Consider the following 21,672-nt stretch of genomic DNA (forward strand, 5'->3'; position numbering starts at 1 on the left):
TTTCTTTATAAAAAGCTATATATTTAGAAATTGTCCACCGCTATCCCGATAGTCATTACCATGACAGGTTAATAGTATAATTTGATGTTTCTTAGATGCTCGGTGCAGAATTTGTTTCATTTTCTCGCGCCGGAGATCATCGGAATTAACCAAAGCATCATCAAGGATTAATGGAACAGAAGCGCCTTTTTCAGCCAGTAAGTCTGCGTAGGCTAATCGAAGTAAGATGGCTAGCTGTTCACGAGTACCAATGCTTAGATTTTCAAAAGGCTCTCTTACTCCATCTCGCAATATATATTGAAGTGAAAATTCTTCATCTATCACTGGCTCTGAATCAGGGAATAAAATTTTTAAATAAGGCGCCATTGATTCGGTGATTGGTTTGACCAGCATTTCTTTGACAGACTGAATATTATCTTTTATCAGCTGGCATAACAAATTTAAGGAACCAACATGCATGCTTAGTCGTTCAACTTCCTTGCTAATATCCTTTAGCTCTTGTTCGGCTTGTTCCTTTTCTTCTGCCAGCCCTCGATGACCACTGGTTTGTAACTCAATCGATAAATCTCTAACTTGCTGCTTTAAATCAGCCATTCTTTGTCGGGTTGAATCTAAAACACCCTGACGTCGCTCGACTTCAGATGTGGCACCCTCATAATCAAGATCTTTCAACGTACTTTCAAAAGACTCAAGTTTAATCTGTAATTGTTGTTTTTCTTCAGTGAGGTCTTGTGTGGTCTTTTTAAGCTCATCATCAGAATGTTCTTTGCGTGCTGATTCCAGTTTAGATTTAACTGAAGCCAAATCTTCTTTTGATTTCGATAATGCTGACTTTGCGTGTTTCAGCGCTTCTTCTTTCGCTAACAATTGATCATGCTCATGGCGCTCATTATCGCGGCACTTGTTCAGTTCGTTAGAAGATAGCTCTTCCTGCTCTTCGGCTTTTTCAATTGAAATCGGCTTTGTTTCACCAAGTAGACTTTTTAATCTTGTTTCTTCGAACTGGTTTTCAGCTAGTTCTTGTTCTAATGATTCAATTCCGTTAGGAGCAATTACATCGATTTGAGTATTGAGTGAGTTGATTTCATTAGAAAGGGTATTTTTCTTTTCTACCTGATCCTCTGCTTGAGATATTGAACTAATATTGTACTGTTCAAATGTTGCTGAGAGCTGGTCCTTTGCTGCTTCTAAATTTTCTTGTACTGTACTTAATTCTTCTCCACCAGGTGTAATGAAGATATGACTATTGCCAAAAGATATGGTCGACTTATCTGAAATAAGTAGTTCTCCATTGCCATTAACAGATTGATCGTTAATTTTCACAGAGTCATCTGTAATGGAATATTCAATTCTGGTTGCGATGGCATCAAATCGCAGCTGCAGGTTTTTAACCTGGTCATCAAGATTTTTGAGGTTCTTTAAGTTCGCTGTATCCAGTCGTATTTGAGATATGCTATTACGTTTCTTCTTTATATCTGCATTCAGTGCATGTGTTTTTTTAAGCTGCTCTTCAATGTGTTTAATATTGCTTTGAACACTGACTAACTTTTGATAGTTCCTTGCTTTCTTTATTGCTAACTGGCTTTGTTCATGATTTTCTTTAGCAGCAGCCAGTTCTTTTTTTGCACGGTCCCAGTTTTTCTTGAGCTGATTAGCCTCGGCCTCTAGCGCTTCGATTTTTGAGAGAAGGGCATCATAGTTTTCGGTTTCTTGGCGAAGGTTGTCAATCAATGTCTTTCGATCACCCAAGGCATTTTCAGCAGTATGGTGCTTAAGCTCAGCCAGCTTTAGATCTCGGTTACATTGTTCATATTGATGGTTAACTTTTTCTACATGCTTTAAATGCCTTTGGGCTTGTTCAAGTTGTTCCTTGTCTTTTTCCTCAACCTTACCCTCAACAAGGGAAGCAAGTTCTTGTTGGTAGTCAGATAGTTGATCCACTTTTTTCTGGTAGTTATTTAATTCATTACTCAGAGTTTCTAGCTTTTGTTCAGCAGATTCTTTGGCATCCAATTTTTCTTTATATTTACATCTGGGCTTCCCGCTTTTTTCTGTTTGATATTCATTGAGTTCATCAGCAAATTTTTTCAAAAGGCTTTCACCTTTGCCTTGACTTAACATATCAGTTAACTCATGATTAAGAACGTTTTGAATGGTTTGACTGGCTTTGGGGTTGTTTGAGATGGAGACTTGCTGCCAAGCATTACCTTGTTCAACCCACAATACGCCATAAATCCCTTGTTGCTCCGATTTAGCCAACCCTCGGTCTACACTTTCAAATTTCAATAATTCAGCAAGTTGTATTTCAGCTTCAGAACCGATCCATTGAATACCTTTTCCATCAGTTAGTACGGCGCGTCCGTCTTTCTTCTTAGAAAATATTTTTTCAAGCGAATAACTATTTCCATTCAGTTCAAATGTGATCTTAACTTCAGGACTACCGCCTTTGTAACCTGCAAAATCATCAGCACCTTTACCATTAAAACGATCAAACAATATAGCCCGTAATGCACGTAAAAGGGTGGATTTCCCAGCTTCATTATCGCCATATATGACATTGATACCGGAAGAAAGACCTGTTAGTTGAAAGGGCTTTTCATATTGTTGAAAATTTTCAATTGCAATCGACTTTAACAACATGTTAACCAACCCCTTTATTTGATTGCAGCTCTTGCCAAAGCATTTGGATGGCTCTATCCGCATAGACATGCTGTTCGTGTGACTCATTCTCTCTGATGGCAAGAAGTTCTTTCATTGTGTTATTCAGAAAGCCCATAGATTGTAATTCTTGTAAATCCTGCTCAGTGGGGTTTAGTTTAAGATTTGAGTCGTTTATTTCCAGCATTGCAAATTTGGCTTTCCAGCTGTCTAGTAGCTGGTCCAGTTGCTGGCGATTATCCAAAGACAAATTACCTTTGAGGCTTAGAGATATTATTTTGTTTTCAGCAGGTTGATATTTTGAAAAATGATCATTTAAACCTTCAATATCTTTTGTTTCATATAAGTCAAATTGAATCCGGTGCCACTGATATTTTCCTGTATCTAATGATTCAACCCTTGGTTCTTTATCTTTTTCGTTTAGAGTTACTAATAAAGCTTTACCTGGCTCATTTTCATGAAACCGATCTTGTTCAGGCGTTCCTGCATACCATGCCTTAGCTGATACCTTCAATTGACCATGCCAATCTCCTAAAGCTAAGTAATCTAAATTAGCTGTCTCAGTGCGTTGATAAGAAATCATGTTATGATTTTCAGCAGACTCTGGCAAAAAACCTTCAATTGAGCCATGCGCTAGTCCAACTTTAAAGGCCGAATCAGGAGCTTGAAATGCATCATACCATTCAGTTAAATCTCTATATTCATGGCGTAATCTTAATGGTGCAGGTAATAACAGAAGCTTATCGTTAGCAATTGATATAGGCTCAGGCTCTAAAGCTAAAATAATGTTGTCAGTTCTTTCAGGTAAATCTTTCATTCGAGTCCAAACACTTTGTGCTAATGCTGGATCATGGTTACCTGGCAATAATATCCACGGTCCTTTATATTCTTGCATCGCGTTTAGTGTTTTTCTGATAGTGGTATCACTGACTTCATTCGCATCAAACACATCACCAGCAACCAAAATAGCATCTGCTTTATGTTGACTCGCAAGGCTGGCAATGGTCTTAACAACATCGAATCTTGCTTCACGAAGGAAGGCTGCAATGTCACCTTTGATGTTGGCGAATTGTTTTCCTATTTGCCAGTCGGCTGTGTGGATGAATTTCATAAATTGAAGCCCTTATTTCTCCAGTACCAATATTTCACTGTATAGGTCAATTAAATGTTCAATGGTTAAATCTAAAATAGGCTCGTACATAAATGAGTTCAGATGAATATTTGAGCTCACAGTTATACTTACTTTTTCAAGAATCTTAATTGTTGCGTCATCTGTTGCAAGCTTAGAGAATTCTTTAATTAATGCACCAAATTGATTGCTACTTTCACACCAATATGATTCATCATTTTTAATATTTCGAAGTTTAAGCGTTAAATATTTTTCAGCTTGAAGTCGTATTGCTATGGATAATAAAACTTTATCTTCTAAATTCAAGCCTTCATGCTTTTTCTTTTTGCAAATTTGATCAGCCAAAGAAAAAAGCAATTCTATTATTGGCTTATCACTTTCAGAGCTATGATTCGTACCAAAAAGATTGTTATATATACAAATGTATTCTTTGACTGTGATAGATTGAGTTTCTTTTTTCCAATGCAGAAGGCTGGTTAGTTTTTTATATTCTTCAGCGTCTTCTCCCCTGATGTATTCAATAAGATTTCTTACAAAGGGTATTGTCGCACAAAGTATACAATCATCTTCGGTAATTTTATTTTTCCATTTATTTATAAAATAATTTTTTATTCCTTCAGCCTGTATTAGTTCTATTGACTCTTCATTTCTACAGGACATTAAGCAACGATCATAAGGAACAAAGTTAATGGCAAGCGAGCGGAAAAAATCAAAATTATGAGTCAGGATTATTTGATAGAAAAAATCAATTTCACATAAGTCTTCTAGGTATTGAAGAATCGCATGCTTGTTTTTGTAATCAAAAGAGTCTGCAATATCATCAAGAACATAAATTGTAGTTTGTTTTGATAATTTACGAGCCTCCACTTCAAAGATAAAATTCAGAAGATATAGCGCTCTCTTTTCACCCTGGCTTAAGGTTTTAATTTCAGCTCTTGACCATTCAACGCTATCGTTGCCATCTTGAAAGATAAAACTTAATCTGGCCTGTTCTTTACCAAGCACTGCTTGTGCGTGGTTAGGTATCGCAAGACTAAAAGGCATATCAATAAATCGTGAATTAAATAGATCCACTGCTTTTTCCCACTGCGGCACAGTTTTTGCTGCCGCTTTCTCAATGGTAATAATTTCTTCTTCGCAGCTGCCGGCAGAATTAAGATAGCTCTGTACATTAGAAGAATCCTGAATATAGTAGATCCAGAAATCTTTACGAAATTGGTTTTGATTTTCTGGTTTTAATTTTTCAAGAAGAAATTCAATTTGCGTGGATGGCATATTTTCAATTAACAGGGTAAATGCTTGAGTTTGGGCATTTTTAGCAAGAGATTTTTGTATTTTTTTTAGTTGATCATCTCCATTAATACGGGAGTTTATTTCTTCAACTCTTTTTTCGAGCTCTTTTTTATCAATAGAGCTTTCATCTCCTTTTAAGTGAACACGATGTCCTCCTTTGAAATATCCTTGGGCATCCAGAGTTGAAAATGACTTATCTGCACTTGTTGGATTAAAAACTCCTTTCTCATATATTGTTCCAGGGCTCGTGAACAATTCTTGATATCGGTCGTGGAACTCCTTAGCTTTTGCTAGAAACTCATCGTTCTTCAGAATATCTAAAACTTTTGGGTCAAATATGGTTCCATATTTGAGTTGAAATAGGTCGTCATTTAAACTGGAATTAATTATTTTTCTGATACATTTCAGGAAGTCTGATTCACCCCAATCTTTCAAAATGGCTTCTTCAATTTCGCCTTTTTTTAGACCAGATACTTCTTGAAGTGAGTTAATAAACTCTGTTTTCGATTTTTCTACTTCAAGCAACAATTCATCATAGCGAGCTTTGCTCTTAGGATTAACAAGAATATCTGTCATTGCAGGGTTATCAGAATTAATATCAAGTTCTGATTTCAGGACGCAAATTGATTCCTTGCCTATGTCTTGCCCGTCTGCTTGTATTAAGCAACTTGATTTTCTATTGTAGCGTTCCTCTTTGGGAGAGTCCCCATTAGAGATTACATCAAAGGTTCTTGCAAAAGATGACTTCATCAATCCATTGGGTGCATAAATGGCATATACTTTATTCTTAGGCTTCCTTTTATTGGGGCTGAAATCAAAATTATTCACTAATGATTTAATACCGTAGCAATTTTTTAATTCAACTTTTAGATTTTTCATATACTACATTTCCGAATTCAATTATATCCAACATCTACTTCATTGAGGCTCAGAAGATTTAAGCACCAAATCGTTATTATTTTTATCATTCTACTTTTGTTCTGACTGATTTTGGCTCTCAGACTGATAAGTCGCCCCAAAAATATTATCCCCCAACCACTTTTTAAATGATGGGTTATCACTGAACTGCTTATATAGCTCGGTATGATCAGCAATCAGTTCAACCATAACTCGTGCAAGTGCGCGATCGTGTTCTACTCGGGCATTGTGTTTGTCTGAGTTTTTCATGGCGTTTTGATAAGCAGTATCAGCAGCAACTTTGCCAGGGATTTCTTCGGCTATCATTTTCCGGATTTTATCCTTATCTTTCCATTCGATGTTGCCAAACATATCATTAAAGGTTTTGATGATGTTGCTAAGTTGATCCATTTCTGGCTCAGGCTTTCTTCCGCCAGCTGAAGTAGGCACTGCATCGAGTTCAGCATCTTCATCTGCCAATCTGATACTGATACTGGCTTGTACTTCTGCCCGATAGCTGTCCATATCAATTGTTTCTAGTATCCCTAATGAGTGGTCATCTTCTTTAGGGGTAGGTAATTTAGGTGTCAGGAAATTCAAAAAGAGTGATAGCTTTTCCCATTCAGTATTATTATAAGGAAGTATCGAAGATAAAAACCCATAGGTTCTGATAAAGGCTTTTGCTTTTCCTTTGAAATCTACTTGTCCATCCTCATCAAGATCATTTGAGTAAACAGCCACACAATTATCTAAAATAGGATCTAGCTTTTCTCTCTCAGTTCCATTAAGGTAGAGTTCAATCAGGTGCTCTATCTGTTCCGATGAATACACCTGATAGCCGTCCAGGTCGGATTGAAGATCATGTAATTTGTTAGGATCAGTTTCTTCACTTAAAATCGTTGTCCTATAGTAATTGGAAAATGCTTTTTCAATCGCATCTACACTATTATAAAAATCGAGCACAAAGGTATCATATTTTTTAGGGTGCGCTCGATTTAGTCGAGATAAAGTTTGAACCGCTTTGATTCCAGATAAAGGCTTGTCAACATACATGGTATGCATTAGAGGCTCATCGTATCCGGTTTGAAATTTATCAGCGACTACAAGAAAGCGATAAGGATCTTCTGCAATTCTATCGGCAATTAAATTGCTTGGGAAACCATTTAGCGAAGCTTCAGTAACCTTTTGCCCGCCATATTCATGTTCACCAGAAAATGCAACGATAGCCCGATAAGGAAAATTCATGTACTTCAGATAATGGTTAATGGCGTGAAAGTACTCAATGGCTCTATCTATTCCGCTAGTTATTACCATTGCACGAGCAGCACCACCTATTTTACGATGTCCCATTACATGGGTGTGAAAATGATCAACCATGATCTCTGTTTTTTCACGGATTGCATGGGTGTTAGATTCAACAAATTTACGCAGTTTTTTCTGCGCTTTTTTGCTATCAAATAGTGGTTCGTCTTCAACAGCTTTTATTAGACGATAAAAGCTGGCCACTGGCGTATAGTTTTTTAGCACATCCAAGATAAAGCCTTCTTGAATGGCCTGCTTCATGGTGTAGCTGTGAAAGGGTAGATGTTTAACTGTACCATCAGGCTGAGGATCTGGATCACCAAAAATTTCAAGTGTTTTGTTTTTAGGGGTAGCTGTGAAAGCAAAATAACTTGAATTGGTTAGCATTTTTCGGCTTTCCATTAACTCATTGATTTTGTCCTCTATACTTTCATCATCATCAGTATCAGATACGCTTCCAGATAGTGCCATATTCATTTTAGAAGCTGTACGGCCTCCCTGGCTTGAGTGTGCTTCATCAATAATAATGGCAAATTTATTCTGTCGGTGTTCATTACCAATCTCAGAAAGAATAAATGGAAATTTCTGTACTGTAGTAATGATAATTTTCTTGCCTTCACTAATAAAACGTCTTAAATCGCCTGATCGCTCAGCATGACCGACGATGCTGCCCACCTGGGCAAATGATTTGATTGTATCTCTGATTTGTTTATCTAAAATTCGACGGTCAGTGACCACTAGAATTGAGTCGAATATGGGTTTGCTATCGTGTTCTAAGCCTACTAGCTGGTGTGACAGCCAGGCAATTGAGTTTGATTTACCGCTGCCAGCAGAGTGTTGAATCAAATAACGTTTTCCGGCACCATTTTCACTAGTGTGCTTGAGTAATTTTCGGACGGCAGTTAATTGATGGTAACGGGGGAATATTTGTTTATATTTCTTTTTCCCGGTTTTTTCATCTTTTTCTTCAATAACTTGTGCATAATTCTCGATAATATCAGTTAATCGATCTCGACTTAAAATTTCTTTCCATAGATAATCAGTTGCTAGTCCATCAGGATTGGGTGGGTTACCAGCACCATCGTTATAGCCTTTGTTAAAGGGTAAAAACCAAGAAGCTTTTCCTTTCAGATGCGTACACATCCTCACTTCATGATCATCAACCGCAAAGTGAACTAAGCAACGCCCAAATTGAAATAACAGCTCTTTTGGGTCACGATCGTTTTTGTATTGTTGAACAGCGTCTTCGACTGTTTGTTTAGTAAGTTTATTTTTTAATTCAAATGTAGCTATTGGGAGTCCATTAATGAATATAGCCATATCCAGTGCTAATTGTGTTTCATTATTGCTATAACGGAGCTGGCGAGTCACACTGAAAATGTTCTGCTCAAAAAGTTCTCTTGCTTTGACATTTTGTTTAGATGGACTTCCATAAAAAAGAGTAATGTTATTGGGACCATGCTTTATCCCTTTGCGTAAGACATTAATTATACCATGTTTAGCAATTTCACCTTGCAGACGATGCAGAAATTTAGTTTTTTTAGGAGAGTCAATGGAGAGATTTAGATTTTCAGCTATTTCCGGTTGTGTTAACCACAAAAAATCTGTTAGCTTAATTAAATCAATAGCATGTGAACGATCATAATCCTGTGGGCTACCAGCTTGATAACCGGCACCGTCGATTAGTGAATATACAATTGTAGATTCAAACCCTGCTTCACTAGTGTTGGTGAATTTCATTATTCCATATTCTCCATAACCCGTTCATCAACATTATCTTCTGAAACATCAGTATCAGTTTCTATTGGATCGAAATCGGGAATCGCTACTGATCGAACATCGATTTTGCCAGTAACCACATCAGAAATAAGCCTAGTTTTGTACTCTTGAATAAGCTCTATTTCTTTTTCTGCTCTAGAAATAGTTGCATTTATAAGTTTACTTTCCTCTTCTAGTTTCTCAGCAATTTCTAATTGCTCATGATATGGTGGTAATAATACTGGTAAGTTTTTTAAAAGGTTTTGTCCAAGGGAAGCTCTGGTGACGATATTCATTTCTTTTGTAAAATACTCCCTTACGCAAGTAGCTTGGAAGTAATATTTGGAAAAAAGCTCATTGATTATTTTTCTATTTGGTCTAACACGAATTAAAAAGCCAGAGAATATAGCATTGGGTATCGTCTCTAAACATACTGAAGTTATGCCAACTTCGTCTAGTGCCTCAGAAGTGCGCGTAAAGAAAATATCCCCTTGCTGAACTGAATAAGTGATTTGCTGTTTTTCATTCGAGTTAGCTTTTCCTTCAATACTATTCGGTAAAACTCTATGTTTATAAACATCTCCATAGCTAATAAAAGGGTACCCTTTAGTAAAAAAATCACCGCTTTCACTTATACCATTCTGGCATGAACAAAAGTGTCTGATTTTTTTAACAATCCAATGCCTTGGAATTTCTCCTAACCATTCAATTTCACTGTCTTTCATTTCTACATTAGAGTTAACTCCTTTAGTGACAGCCTCACTAATGATATTTTGCTTCTGCTCTTTAAGAAGCGTAATGAGCTTTTTCTTAGCCTTGATGAATTTATTGATTCTTGCAGTTTTCCAATCGAGGTAACGGGTTATTTGTTGTTGTTCTTCTAAAGGCGGCAAGAGTAAAGGCATAGATAAAAAGGAATCATCAGATAATTGGTATCGTGAACGCCAGATACCTTTGGATCTTACTCTAAACTCCCAATTATATATTTTGGACCGAAGAAGGTAATTTCCATACTTATAATTAAAAGAATCTTGATTCCAAATTCGAAAAACACTATAGGCAGTACTTATTATCCCGTGGTACTCAGAAAATCCTAAACCTGTCATCCATGCCCAGAGACTATTAATCACTAAGTCCTGAGGCCAGCATAACTTATAATTAGCATAACTTTCTGCCTGAAACATTGTTACATTTGTATTTTTTCTTAATGCTACACCATTTTTTTCAGAAACTGATAATAATTCTTCTGAACCATCTATTGATCGAATATCAATAGTTTTAAAAACTGATTTAGCTCTTTTAAAATTCCAATGTTCAGGAATTTCATTTAGCCATTTTTTTTCTGACTTTTTATAACCAGGGTATTGTTTCATTAATTACCCTCCCCAACAATTTCCTCAAGTAATCCTTCTGTTTCACGTTCAATGGCATATATATCAGCTTTAATTTCCTCAAGGGAACGCATTGGGGTTGGCTTATAAAAATGCTTTGTAAAAGAGACTTCATATCCAATTAAAGTCTTTGACGGATCAATCCATGCGTCAGGCGCATAAGGGAGTACCTCACGCTCAAAGAAAGCAGTAATTCCGCCATCTTCTAATAGTGGCACTTGTTCCGAGTCACGTAAATTGCTGTCTACTTCATATTCAACAATGACTGGCTTGCCATTTATATTCGTTTCGAATAATCCATGAAGAGAAATAGGTTCAACTGTGCCAGACTTATGTAGCTTCTTGATTATTGGTTCTGCATTTTCATCAATAACAGATAAATTATCTTTAAGGAATTTAATGCTTTTAGCTGGAAGTTTAATTGACATGCTTTTTGCAAGCTTGTTTAGCTCATTGATGAATTGATTGTAGTTATTGTGTGGGCCTTCACCGATCTGCTTAGCCATTGTTTCAATGACTGAATATAAAGCGGTTTCTTTCGCCTCAATACAATGTCGTTGAAATTTAGCTAATTGTTTTTCCCCTAGATGAATGGAAAGTCGCAACGGACGTTCCACAGTGATTTTGTAATAGCCAAACGCGTTATTTGGAAAAATTTTGGATTGCTCAGTATCAATTGGTCTAACAACAAGATCACAGATTTGTTTGATATGTTCATCAGTTAATTTGCAATTCTTTTTTCCCAAATTTTTTCTTAGGGATTGATACCAGCCTGTGCCATCAATTAATTGAACTTTACCTTTACGTTCTTGTGCTTTTTGATTCGTTAGAACCCATATATAAGTTGCAATACCAGTGTTATAAAAGATATTTTCTGGTAGAGCAATAATTGCTTCCAGCCAGTCATTTTCCATGATCCAACGTCGAATATTACTTTCTCCCTGTCCAGCATCTCCGGTAAATAATGACGATCCATTATGAACATGTGCTATACGGCTGCCTAGTTTACTGGAATCCTTCATTTTCATTAGCTTGTTAACCAAAAACATCAGCTGACCATCACTGGATCGCGTAATCATCTTATATTCTGGCTCATTGGCGTAATCTATAATGAAGCGAGGATCCTTTATGTCGCTTTTTCCTCCCATGCGGTCCAGATCTGTTTTCCAGCTTTTGCCATATGGGGGATTTGAAATCATAAAATCAAAGTGATTGGAAACAAAAGCATCAGCAGACAGTGTGGAGCCGTATTTTATATTTTCCGCTTCAGCACCTTCTCCTTTCAGTAGTAAGTCTGCTTTCGCGATAGCATAGGTTTCTGGCTGTACTTCTTGTCCATAAAGATGGATAGATACCTCTTTGCCAGCATCTTTGGCCAGTTCCTTCAATCTTTCTTAAGCAACAGTTAGCATCCCACCAGTACCACAAGCACCGTCATAAACAAGATAGGTGCCTGATTCAATTTTATCTGCGATGGGAAGAAATATGACATCCGCCATAAGTTTAACAATGTCACGAGGGGTAAAGTGTTCTCCCGCTTCTTCGTTATTTTCTTCATTAAACCGGCGGATTAATTCTTCAAATACTGTTCCCATGGCATGGTTATCTAAGCCTGGTAGTCTTTCATTGCCGTCAGCATCGTTTACTGGTTTGGGACTTAGGTTGATGTTGGGATTCAAAAATTTCTCGATTAATGCGCCGAGGATGTCTGCTTCCACTAAGGTTGTAATTTGATTACGGAATTTAAATTTGTCCAATATTTCTTGAACATTAGGAGAGAAGCCATCGAGATAGGATTCGAAGTCCGCTTTAAGTTGCTGCATCTTGGCTCGGTTTTTTAAATCTCTAAGCGTAAAAGGGGAACAATTGTAAAAAGCTTCGCCAGAAGCCTGGCATAGCGCTGCATCTTGATTAGCAATTCCTGCCTCATCAAGTTGATTCTTCATGGTGAGAACAGCTTCTTTAGTAGGTTCCAGCAATGCATCTAGGCGACGAATGACAGTCATTGGTAAAATAACATCACGATATTTTCCGCGAACATATATATCTCTTAAGACATCATCAGCAATTCCCCATATGAAATTGGTTATCGTGTTGTGCATGGCGTAATTCATATAAAAACCCTCTTAATCATTATTCTTTTCAGTTTCTTGCGCACTACCAGCTTCAACCCAGGCATCAACTTGAGACACTTTAAACTTCCAAAGCCGCCCAATTTTATGAGCCGGCATCCCTTTGTCATTAATCCATTTATAAACCGTATCTCTTTTAACACCAAGGTACTCGCCAATTTCATCAACCGATAACCACCTATCATTCATTGCTGTTCTCTTTTGTTTATTTATGCAATATAAAAACAAGTATAGCCAATGAAACCTAGGTTACATTAGACTAAAAAGGTTTAAAATCGGCTTATACTAATTGGTTTCAATGGCTTAATCAATTTAAAAGCATAATTATGGGTAAGGGGTATTAACCAAGATAAATGTCGGTGTATTCATGGCTGTTGGATGAAAAGATCCCTGCTGATAGAGAAGAACGAGATGGCTAATATGAGAAAAACCCAGATAAATTGCGTGGGAATCTAATTTTTGTATCCATGTCGTTGTTGTTTACTCAACAACATGGACAATGAACAAATCGATTATTCGCTGAAAAAAATTAAAAATAACCTCCCTAATTCTTCAGCATCTTTTTCCTCTAAAAATTCAGCGCCGATTAAAACCTTCAATAATCGCTTACTACAAATATCTAATATTTCTGCAATGCCGTTTAAATCAATTTCACTATATCGAATTAGTGCTGCCAGCAGCATTTTTTGTTTGAGTTTATTTTGAACAAAGTTAAATGTAATATCAGGGTCTTTGAGTTGAATGAAACATCCCATGTTAAAGCTCCTACAACTAATTTTTTTACGACCCAAAAAGTATCTATTAAATAATGTGGTTATTGTATCCCCAAATTTGGTGAAATTTTGTGTCTAAAAAGATCCGATTTGAAGGCAATTGCTACTGCTTGTAGGGTAGTTTTGCAGTTTAGCTTTTTCCTTGCTGATTTAAGGTGAGAGTTGACAGTATCAACCGATAGAAAAAGTTTATTCGCTACTGTTTGCGTATTTTCACAGTGAGCCATGAGAAATAGACAATCAAGCTCGCGGCTTGTCAAAATTACATTTGTTGAGCCTAGTTCTCCCGTTAGCACTTGGTTTCTGAACTCGTGATTATTAAAAAAGTTTAAAAATTCAGATTCAGGTATCATCCCTTTTAAATCAGTTTCCATGTCCTGGATAAATCCAGAGATAAATCGTTCCATTGCTGTTCTATGCTTGAAATAGAATTCAGTTTTATTTTGCACTGGCGTGTTGTTGTAAGTCTCAATAATGATATCGCACTCATAACACTGCCTTACCATGGCGAAAACAGTATAAAGGTTGTACCGCTTTTGCATGACTTCTAATATATCAATCTGCGTTGCGTCAGGTTTAATTTGTTCTGGGATAAAGTATTCTCGACCATCATACACATTAAAAGCATGATCGATGTCGCCACGAGAATACCCTTCGGTACGATAAGGAATCGCCCAGTAATAAAGATTGGAAATGTAATATCTTCTTCCGGTTCTTAGCATAAAGGTGATGGAAAAATTGGATAACTCTTTGGGGAATTGGTATTTTTCCATTAACTGATCAATTTTATGTCGGAGTCTTATTGAGTCTGATAATTCTTCAAAATCGCTTAAGTCAACGCAGATTTCACCTTTTTCATTAATACTATGCATCACAACACCTTGAACATTTACTCCCTAAACCAGTTCATTAACAATTCATTAATTCTTTCTGACTGTTCCAGCATCGCCATATGGCCGCAATCCTCAAGGGTTACTAATTCAGCATTGGCAATGTGATTGGCCATGTGTTCAGCGCGCTCGTTGGGCATTACCCTGTCTTTTTTTGCTGTGATGATCAAGGTAGGGCAGGTGATTTTGGACAAAAGCGGTTCCTGTTCATGTTTATTAATCATCGAACTAAGTTGTTTAACATAATTTTCTGGTCCAATTTCATAAGCCATTTTTTTTAGCAGCGGAATAATCGCTGCTTGTTTTTCTTCTTCATAAATTGAATTTTTAAATATTCGGTTCACAAGAAAATCAAATCGGCCTTTTTCCACCAGTTCAACTGAGCGTTGTCGCTCATATTTTCCTTTTTGACAAAGTTCTCTAGCCCCGCCGTTTATGATTACCAGGTTTTCAATGCGATCAGGGATGAATTGGAAGAGCTCCAGGGCGATATAACCTCCCATAGAAAAACTGACGATAGAAAATTTCTCAGGGGCATAGGGCAGATATCGTTTTGCCATGTCTGTTATGGAGTCACTTTTGCAAACATCCATATGGTGAATATTGGTGAACTGCTTTTGGAACACATCAATATTCTGGTACCAAAGCTCAGGGGTTGATAATGAACCTGGTATCAGCAACAAATCCTTAAACATCTTTTGATTCGTATCCTGTCAAAAGTCTAATCATATCCAAAGATTGAAATGTGATCAATTTTTAACAAATTCAAATTTTTATTGATTTAAAAACCCGTTATGTTTATATTAACACACGATATGTGTTTTAATGATTAACAAAGAAGTCAATTCGGTTAATCCTGATTACAGGAGTTTTGTCATGTCGAACATTCAACTGCTTCCCCGGTTAATTCGTTTAAAAGATGCGCCCGATTATTTGGGTATGGATCGGCACCGCTTTAATGAAAATGTTCGGCCGAATATGACAGAAATACCTATCGGAACGCAAGGTATTGCATTTGATAGGCTTGATTTGGATGCTTGGGTAGACCATTATAAGCAATGTAGTGGTCGTCCCGCGGCAACCGAACGTAGGAGTTTGGAAATATGGGACGAAAAAGAACGCCAGGACTGCAAAAGCGTGGCAGCGTCTGGTGTATTGACAAAAAGGTCTTCGGACGACGACTTTGCGAAAGCACTGGTACTGACAACCTCGAAGAGGCGGAAAAGTATCTTGCAAGGCGCCTCGAAGAAATAAGACTGGCAACAGTCTATGGTGTTCGCCCAAAAAGAACATTCAAAGAAGCCGCTACTAAATTTTTGATGGAAAACCAACATAAGCGCAGCATCAGTGATGACGCTGGCCGTTTACGTGAGTTGGTTAAATACATCGGAGATATGCCTATTGAAGCCATTCATATTGGTAGTCTGCAATCCTTTATTGAAGGTAGAAAAAAGGATGGTGTAAGTTGCAGGACTATTAATCATGGGTTGAAAATCGTTAGGCGTATTTTAAATTTAGCGGCCAGTGAGTGGATGGATGAGTTTGGTTTAACCTGGTTAATTTCAGCGCCAAAGATAAAGCTTTTGCCTGAGCCTGATCTTCGTAAACCTTACCCATTGAGCTGGGATGAACAGCATAAACTGTTTGACCTTTTACCTGAGCACCTGAAAAACATGGCATTATTTGCTGTGAATACAGGATGTCGGGACAGGGAAATATGTGAATTGCGCTGGGATTGGGAAATCCAGATTCCAGAGTTACCGCACATAACCGTTTTCATTATACCAGGTGAGTTGGTTAAAAATGGTGATGAGCGGTTGGTTGTCTGTAATGAAACAGCGCGGTCAGTGGTAGAAGGGCAGAGAGGTAAGCATCCTACCCATGTCTTTAGCTTTAAAGGCCGTCCCTTGGCTCGAATGTTATCGACTGGTTGGCGACAGGCGAGAGTTAAGGCGAAATTGCCAGAAGTAAGAGTGCATGATTTAAAGCATACCTTTGGCAGACGATTACGAGCTGCAGGGGTAAGTTTTGAAGACAGGCAGGATTTACTCGGCCATCGTTCGGGAAGGATTACAACTCACTATTCTTCAGCTGAGTTACAAAGTTTATATCAAGCTGCCAATAAGGTTTGTGAGAATCGAAAAAGCGGTGTGATATTAACATTATTGCGAAACCCAAAGAGCAGACAGGCCAGTCAAAATACTCAAGGGGTTCAGCAAGTAAGTTTGTAAGTGCGTGATCTAGGTCACGCAAAAGTCACGCAAGGACTTTTGAACTAAAACAGGTAATCAACATAGGTTATTGATTTTAAAGGCTTTAATTGGTGGGCCCACTAGGACTCGAACCTAGGACCAACGGATTATGAGTCCGCTGCTCTAACCAACTGAGCTATGGGCCCGCGGTGTGTATTGTAATCGCTAACGTTTATGAACGCCAGGGTTTTTTTGCGGTTTTTGTGCTGGCGTGTTGCATTACTGATTTTGGCTCTATTTAGATTATTTCGGGTTACCTATTTCAGTGATGCAACGAGCCCTGGAAATATGAGTTTTCACTCAAGGCCTAAACAATCCAGAACACTTGAGTGAAACTAAGTATAGCCTGTTAGCTTTCGTCACCTTCGAGGAAGCTGCGTAATTTTTCAGATCTGGATGGATGGCGCAGCTTTCTGAGAGCTTTTGCTTCAATTTGGCGAATCCGCTCACGGGTTACGTCAAACTGTTTGCCCACTTCTTCAAGCGTGTGATCCGTATTCATTTCAATACCAAATCTCATACGTAACACTTTGGCTTCTCTTGGTGTCAAAGTCTCGAGGATTTCAAGTGTTGCTTCGCGCAAGCCTTCTGTGGTGGCCGAGTCAATAGGAGATTCGATGTTGCTGTCTTCAATAAAGTCACCTAAATGCGAATCTTCATCGTCGCCAACGGGTGTTTCCATGGAGATGGGTTCTTTGGCGATTTTTAAAACCTTGCGGATTTTATCTTCGCTTAACTCCATTTTTTCGGCCAGCTCTTCAGGTGTTGCTTCTCGGCCTGTTTCCTGAAGAATTTGGCGGGAAATGCGGTTTAGTTTGTTAATGGTTTCAATCATATGCACCGGAATACGGATGGTGCGAGCCTGATCGGCAATAGAGCGGGTTATAGCCTGACGAATCCACCAGGTGGCATAGGTAGAAAACTTGTAGCCGCGACGATACTCAAATTTATCAACAGCTTTCATTAAACCAATATTGCCTTCCTGAATTAGATCAAGGAACTGCAAGCCGCGGTTGGTATATTTTTTGGCGATTGAAATCACCAAACGCAGGTTGGCTTCCACCATTTCTTTTTTTGCTCGGCGAGCTTTTGCTTCACCAATAGACATCTTGCGGTTAATGTCTTTGATTTCACTGATGGTTAAGCCGTATTCATTTTCAAAATTAGCGAGTTTTGCTTGCAGGTTTTTGATTTCATCGCTGTATTCGGCAATACGGGGAAGATCCAGTTTTTTGGAATGTTTGCCAATTAATGTTTCTAGCCAATTTAAATCTGTTTCCTGGCCTGGGAATGTATCGATAAACAATTTTCGCGGAATGCGGGCCTTTTCAATGCAGATACGCATAACTTGGCGTTCGTATTCACGTATATGGTTACGCAGTTGACGAAAATGGCGGGTTAATTTATCAACTTCTCTGGAAGTGAGCTTAAATTTCAAGAAAGATTCAGACATCACTTCGAGCAATTCAATGGTTTTTTTCGCAGTTCGGCCGTGCTTGTTCAAAGAAGCGATAGCTTTTTCATAATTTTCGCGCAACTCGTCAAAATAGATTTTCGCCTGCTCCGGATTGGGCCCTTCGTCAACTTCAGCGATACCGCCGTCACCGTCCTCATCTTCTTCACTTTCATCATCCATGAGATTGTCGGCCGCTTCTTGCTGACTCTCATCAAGCATGGAGCCGATACTGGCTGCCGGTGCTTCGTCTTCAGAGCCTGCAAATCCGCTGATGATTTCACTTAAGCGAATTTCATCAGCAAGTACCCGCTCATAATCTTCCATTAGAAGCTGCACGGTTTCAGGATAATGGGCAAGGGATTTTAATACCTGATAAATTCCCTCTTCGATGCGTTTGGCGATCTGAATTTCACCTTCCCGGGTCAGCAATTCCACAGTACCCATTTCACGCATATACATACGGACTGGATCAGTGGTCCGCCCGGTTTCCTTATCTACGGAAGCCAGTACCGCAGCCGCTTCTTCAACATCTTCGGGAGCTTCTTCGGTGGTGCCGAGCAGAGCCAGTTCATCTTCGCTAGGTTGATGCTCAAAGACTTTAATATTCATGTCCTCGAGCATGCTGATGATGACATCGAAATGTTCAGTATCAACGATATTGGGTAACAAATCATTAATCTGGGCATAGGTTAAATAATTTTGCTCTTTTCCCAGGCTGATTACTTTGGTAATTTGGGAGCGCTGTTGTTCTTGATCATTCATAGTCATGGGTATTTGTTAAGGCTATTAAAAATTAAAAAAATTGATTTAATTATAAACTGGGTTTGGTTAACATACCAGTCATTCTCATTTGATGGTTTCAAGTGGGGTTAATATCATTGCCATGTAAACTCCTATGTCGTTGCTGCAGCATTTGTTGTAATTGTAGACGATCCTTTTCAGATAAGCCTTCGTGCCTGGCTTTTTCCAGTAACTGCTGAATTTTGTTTTCCCGAGATTGTTTGGTCAAAAAAAGGATGATATCAATGAATTCTTTAGCCAAGGCTTCTTCAGGAACCTGGTGATCCCAGGCTGCCAATTTATTCAGCGATTCAAAATAGCTTGTGTCGCGCCATGACTCTACAAGTGTTGCCGTGTTGATTTCAGGATTGCCCGCTACCTGCTCCATCAGCGTTTTTAGCACATTTAATTTTGCATCATCAAGGATTTCGGGATTAATTTGTTCCTTGCAAAGAAGGTAAATTTCAGGATGCTGTAACAAGAGGGCGATGGCTATGCGGATAGGGGAACGCTTGATAGGGATGCCAGGCTCAACATTTTTTTCGTATTTGTGTTCTGCAAGGAGATGATTAATCCGATGAATATCAAGCCGCGTTATGCGGGCGAGCTCATTGATTAAAAGCTGCCGATAAGGTCCTTCGCCCATTTTTTGCAGATAGGGGCTTGCGGCATTGAGCAGTCGGCTTTTTCCGGCAAGCGTTGAACAATCGATATCATGCATGATGTGCATCAAGAAAAACTTGCTTAAGGACAAAGCCCCAATCATGCGTTCAAGAAAGCCCTCTTTACCTTCAAGGCGCACCATGCTGTCTGGATCATGGCCTTCAGGAAGGAAAACAAATGACGCATCGAGGCCCTCATTCAAATGAGGGAAGCAGCTTTCCAGAGCGCGCCATGCGGCTTTCCTGCCGGCAGCGTCGCCATCAAAGCAAAAGACGAGCTGGCGGGTGTATTTGCTCAGTAACTGGATATGATAACTGCTGGTGGCGGTACCCAAGGCGGCAACGGCATTGAATATCCCAAATTGCGCGAGTGCGATTACATCCATATAACCTTCAACAATGATAATTTTAGGTGGATTGCTGTTTTGTTGGATAACTTGATGCAAACCGTACAGTTCCCGGCTTTTCTGGAAAATGACTGTTTCTGGCGAGTTAAGATATTTAGGCTGCTGCTCTGGATCAATAGAACGGCCGCCAAACCCAATAATGCGGCCATGGCGGTCATGTATGGGATAGATGATGCGGTGACGGTAGCGATCATATATTTTACCATCCTCTTTTTGAACCACCATACCCGTGGTTATTAATTCTTTTTTATATTTTCTGAATTTTGATTCCAAACTATGCCAGCCTTGCGGCGCATAGCCAAGCTGATACAGTTTTGCAATTTCTCCGCTGACGCCTCTGTTTTTTAGGTACAAAACTGCTTGCTGCCCGCTTGTTTTTAATTGTTGCTGATAAAATTTTGCAACCTCGGTCAATAGGCTATATAGGCTTAACGTCTGGTTATGCCCGCTTTTATTGTCTCGGGGAACTTGCATGCCAAGGCGCTGAGCCAGCGTATCGATCGCTTCGATAAAACTCAACTGCAGGTAATTCATAGCAAAGCTGATGACATTGCCGCTCGCGCCACAACCAAAACAATGGTAGAACTGTTTTTTTGCAACCACATTGAATGACGGGGTTTTTTCATGATGGAACGGGCAGCAGGCAATATGGCTGTTGCCCCTTTTTTTTAAAGGCACATAGCCGTCAATGAATTCAACAATATCGGTGCGATGGAGTATCTCGTCAATGAATGGCTGTGGGATTAAGCCGGACATAATCTGCATCCAATATGTTCAAAGGCAACTGCTGCAGCGCCAATAAGTTAAAAATACATACGGAAATCATTAATTGTTAATTGAATCAGTACACATCTAATCATGCGCTACTATTTTTATGCAGTGCTGCAGCCGGATTCGTGACTTGGTGAATATGAAAAAAATGCGCAGACATTAGGCTGCGCATTAGATTTAACCGTGAATATTGCACGAGTTATAAGAAATATTTAAGACAGCTTTTCTTTAATTAAGCTGCTGACTTTACTCATGTCAGCGCGGCCCTGCATTTGGGGTTTTAAAATAGCCATGACCTTGCCCATGTCACTCATTTGTTTTGCCCCAACTGTATCGATGGCATTATCAATCAAGGCTTTTACTTCCTCGTTGGTCAGAGGCACTGGCAAATACCGGTTGATGATACCCAGCTCATATTCTTCCTGCGCAACCAAATCATCCCTGCCTGCAGACTTGAATTGTGAAATAGATTCTTTGCGCTGCTTGGCTAGTTTATCCAGTATTGCCAGCATACGTACATCATCCACTTCAACGCGCTCATCTACTTCGACTTGCTTGACAGCAGCATTGATTAGCCGCAGCGTCTCCAGCTGCTGCTTGTCCTTGGCGCGCATGGCCTCTTTTAAGTCATTGCTAATCTGTTCTTTAATAGTCATTGATTATTTACGTCTTCGCTTAACAATACGGTTTGTGGTCAGTTCACGAGACATTTTTTTCAGGTGACGCTTAACGGCGGCAGCCTGTTTACGTTTGCGCTCTGCGGTGGGTTTTTCATAAAACTCGCGACGGCGCAACTCGGTTAAAATACCGGCTTTCTCACAAGCACGCTTGAAACGGCGCAATGCGTATTCAGGATTTTCGCCTTCTTTTACGCGAACGGTAGGCATTAAACTTTCCTCAAAAAAATTACTAACAATAGGGTGGCAATTCTAGTAGTACTATTTGCGGCAGTCAAGTTTATTTGTATTTTAGCAATCATTTTCGTTTATAATGCGCTATTTCCTGCGATTGATTTCTATGGAGATCATCATCTGAATGACTGGGCTGCCTTAGGCTGTTTCCCTGACAACCCGATGGATGATGAAAACCAGGACGGAATCAACAAAACAGTGCACTTTTTT

The 21,672-nt window shown here is 38.9% G+C and carries 14 protein-coding genes, 1 tRNA gene and 1 pseudogene; 1 reads left to right on the plus strand and 15 read right to left on the minus strand.

The genetic code is table 11. The annotated features are described in order from the left end of the window. Nucleotides 1-15 precede the first annotated feature (15 nt). From Llon_RS00140 to Llon_RS00185, 10 genes and pseudogenes are all read right to left on the minus strand, one after another. Nucleotides 16-2,640 carry an AAA family ATPase gene (locus Llon_RS00140; RefSeq protein WP_058528053.1) on the minus strand — a complete coding sequence of 875 codons (2,625 nt, stop codon included), beginning with the start codon at nucleotides 2,638-2,640 and terminating at the stop codon, nucleotides 16-18. Nucleotide 2,641: 1 nt separating this feature from the next. Then, entirely contained in the window at nucleotides 2,642-3,769 is a 1,128-nt protein-coding gene (locus Llon_RS00145) for a metallophosphoesterase family protein (RefSeq protein ID WP_058528054.1), read from the minus strand. Nucleotides 3,770-3,781: 12 nt separating this feature from the next. Further along, complete coding sequence (locus Llon_RS00150) at nucleotides 3,782-5,959, minus strand: ATP-binding protein (RefSeq protein WP_058528055.1); 2,178 nt, start codon at nucleotides 5,957-5,959, stop codon at nucleotides 3,782-3,784. Between the two features lie 90 nt (nucleotides 5,960-6,049). After that, nucleotides 6,050-9,019, minus strand: a complete 2,970-nt coding sequence (locus Llon_RS00155; RefSeq protein ID WP_058528056.1) for a type I restriction endonuclease subunit R — start codon at nucleotides 9,017-9,019, stop codon at nucleotides 6,050-6,052. After that, nucleotides 9,019-10,410 carry a restriction endonuclease subunit S gene (locus Llon_RS00160; RefSeq protein ID WP_058528057.1) on the minus strand — a complete coding sequence of 464 codons (1,392 nt, stop codon included), beginning with the start codon at nucleotides 10,408-10,410 and terminating at the stop codon, nucleotides 9,019-9,021. The genes Llon_RS00155 and Llon_RS00160 overlap by 1 nt, the downstream gene beginning before the upstream one ends. Next, nucleotides 10,410-12,542: pseudogene (locus tag Llon_RS00165) on the minus strand (type I restriction-modification system subunit M). Before Llon_RS00165 ends, Llon_RS00160 begins: the two are co-directional and overlap by 1 nt. A 12-nt stretch (nucleotides 12,543-12,554) precedes the next feature. Then, on the minus strand, nucleotides 12,555-12,749 hold the full coding sequence (locus tag Llon_RS00170; RefSeq protein WP_058528058.1) for a helix-turn-helix domain-containing protein: 195 nt from the start codon (nucleotides 12,747-12,749) through the stop codon (nucleotides 12,555-12,557). Nucleotides 12,750-13,072: 323 nt separating this feature from the next. Then, entirely contained in the window at nucleotides 13,073-13,315 is a 243-nt protein-coding gene (locus Llon_RS00175; RefSeq protein ID WP_058528059.1) for a hypothetical protein, read from the minus strand. A 59-nt stretch (nucleotides 13,316-13,374) separates the two neighbouring features. After that, on the minus strand, nucleotides 13,375-14,205 hold the full coding sequence (locus Llon_RS00180; RefSeq protein ID WP_058528060.1) for a helix-turn-helix transcriptional regulator: 831 nt from the start codon (nucleotides 14,203-14,205) through the stop codon (nucleotides 13,375-13,377). Nucleotides 14,206-14,222: 17 nt separating this feature from the next. Then, complete coding sequence (locus tag Llon_RS00185; RefSeq protein ID WP_058528061.1) at nucleotides 14,223-14,918, minus strand: alpha/beta fold hydrolase; 696 nt, start codon at nucleotides 14,916-14,918, stop codon at nucleotides 14,223-14,225. A 408-nt stretch (nucleotides 14,919-15,326) separates the two neighbouring features. On the opposite strand from Llon_RS00185, the gene Llon_RS00195 reads away from it, so the two are divergent. Then, a complete protein-coding gene (locus Llon_RS00195) occupies nucleotides 15,327-16,454 on the plus strand; it encodes a tyrosine-type recombinase/integrase (protein WP_237758224.1) in 1,128 nt (375 codons plus the stop codon). Nucleotides 16,455-16,544: 90 nt separating this feature from the next. Here the strand turns inward: Llon_RS00195 and Llon_RS00200 are convergent. From Llon_RS00200 to rpsU, 5 genes are all read right to left on the minus strand, one after another. Further along, a tRNA-Ile gene (locus Llon_RS00200) sits at nucleotides 16,545-16,621 on the minus strand. A 203-nt stretch (nucleotides 16,622-16,824) separates the two neighbouring features. Then, nucleotides 16,825-18,699, minus strand: a complete 1,875-nt coding sequence (gene rpoD / locus Llon_RS00205; RefSeq protein ID WP_058528064.1) for an RNA polymerase sigma factor RpoD — start codon at nucleotides 18,697-18,699, stop codon at nucleotides 16,825-16,827. A gap of 91 nt (nucleotides 18,700-18,790) precedes the next feature. Next, a complete protein-coding gene (gene dnaG / locus Llon_RS00210; RefSeq protein ID WP_058528248.1) occupies nucleotides 18,791-20,536 on the minus strand; it encodes a DNA primase in 1,746 nt (581 codons plus the stop codon). 227 nt (nucleotides 20,537-20,763) lie between these two features. Next, complete coding sequence (locus Llon_RS00215) at nucleotides 20,764-21,207, minus strand: GatB/YqeY domain-containing protein (protein WP_058528065.1); 444 nt, start codon at nucleotides 21,205-21,207, stop codon at nucleotides 20,764-20,766. A gap of 3 nt (nucleotides 21,208-21,210) precedes the next feature. Next, nucleotides 21,211-21,438: a 30S ribosomal protein S21 gene (gene rpsU, locus Llon_RS00220; protein ID WP_058528066.1), complete on the minus strand. Its 228-nt coding sequence runs from the start codon at nucleotides 21,436-21,438 to the stop codon at nucleotides 21,211-21,213. Between the last annotated feature and the right edge of the window lie 234 nt (nucleotides 21,439-21,672).

This window comes from Legionella londiniensis (assembly GCF_001467825.1).
Lineage (GTDB): Bacteria > Pseudomonadota > Gammaproteobacteria > Legionellales > Legionellaceae > Legionella_A > Legionella_A londiniensis.

Coding starts and splice junctions, on each gene's coding strand:
- Llon_RS00170 (WP_058528058.1), bottom strand. CDS start 12,749: ATGAATGATAGGTGGTTATCGGTTGATGAAATTGGCGAGTACCTTGGT.
- rpsU (WP_058528066.1), bottom strand. CDS start 21,438: ATGCCTACCGTTCGCGTAAAAGAAGGCGAAAATCCTGAATACGCATTG.
- Llon_RS00180 (WP_058528060.1), bottom strand. CDS start 14,205: ATGCATAGTATTAATGAAAAAGGTGAAATCTGCGTTGACTTAAGCGAT.
- Llon_RS00160 (WP_058528057.1), bottom strand. CDS start 10,410: ATGAAACAATACCCTGGTTATAAAAAGTCAGAAAAAAAATGGCTAAAT.
- Llon_RS00155 (WP_058528056.1), bottom strand. CDS start 9,019: ATGAAATTCACCAACACTAGTGAAGCAGGGTTTGAATCTACAATTGTA.
- rpoD (WP_058528064.1), bottom strand. CDS start 18,699: ATGACTATGAATGATCAAGAACAACAGCGCTCCCAAATTACCAAAGTA.
- Llon_RS00215 (WP_058528065.1), bottom strand. CDS start 21,207: ATGACTATTAAAGAACAGATTAGCAATGACTTAAAAGAGGCCATGCGC.
- Llon_RS00175 (WP_058528059.1), bottom strand. CDS start 13,315: ATGGGATGTTTCATTCAACTCAAAGACCCTGATATTACATTTAACTTT.
- Llon_RS00140 (WP_058528053.1), bottom strand. CDS start 2,640: ATGTTGTTAAAGTCGATTGCAATTGAAAATTTTCAACAATATGAAAAG.
- Llon_RS00150 (WP_058528055.1), bottom strand. CDS start 5,959: ATGAAAAATCTAAAAGTTGAATTAAAAAATTGCTACGGTATTAAATCA.
- Llon_RS00185 (WP_058528061.1), bottom strand. CDS start 14,918: ATGTTTAAGGATTTGTTGCTGATACCAGGTTCATTATCAACCCCTGAG.
- Llon_RS00145 (WP_058528054.1), bottom strand. CDS start 3,769: ATGAAATTCATCCACACAGCCGACTGGCAAATAGGAAAACAATTCGCC.
- Llon_RS00195 (WP_237758224.1), top strand. CDS start 15,327: ATGGGACGAAAAAGAACGCCAGGACTGCAAAAGCGTGGCAGCGTCTGG.
- dnaG (WP_058528248.1), bottom strand. CDS start 20,536: ATGTCCGGCTTAATCCCACAGCCATTCATTGACGAGATACTCCATCGC.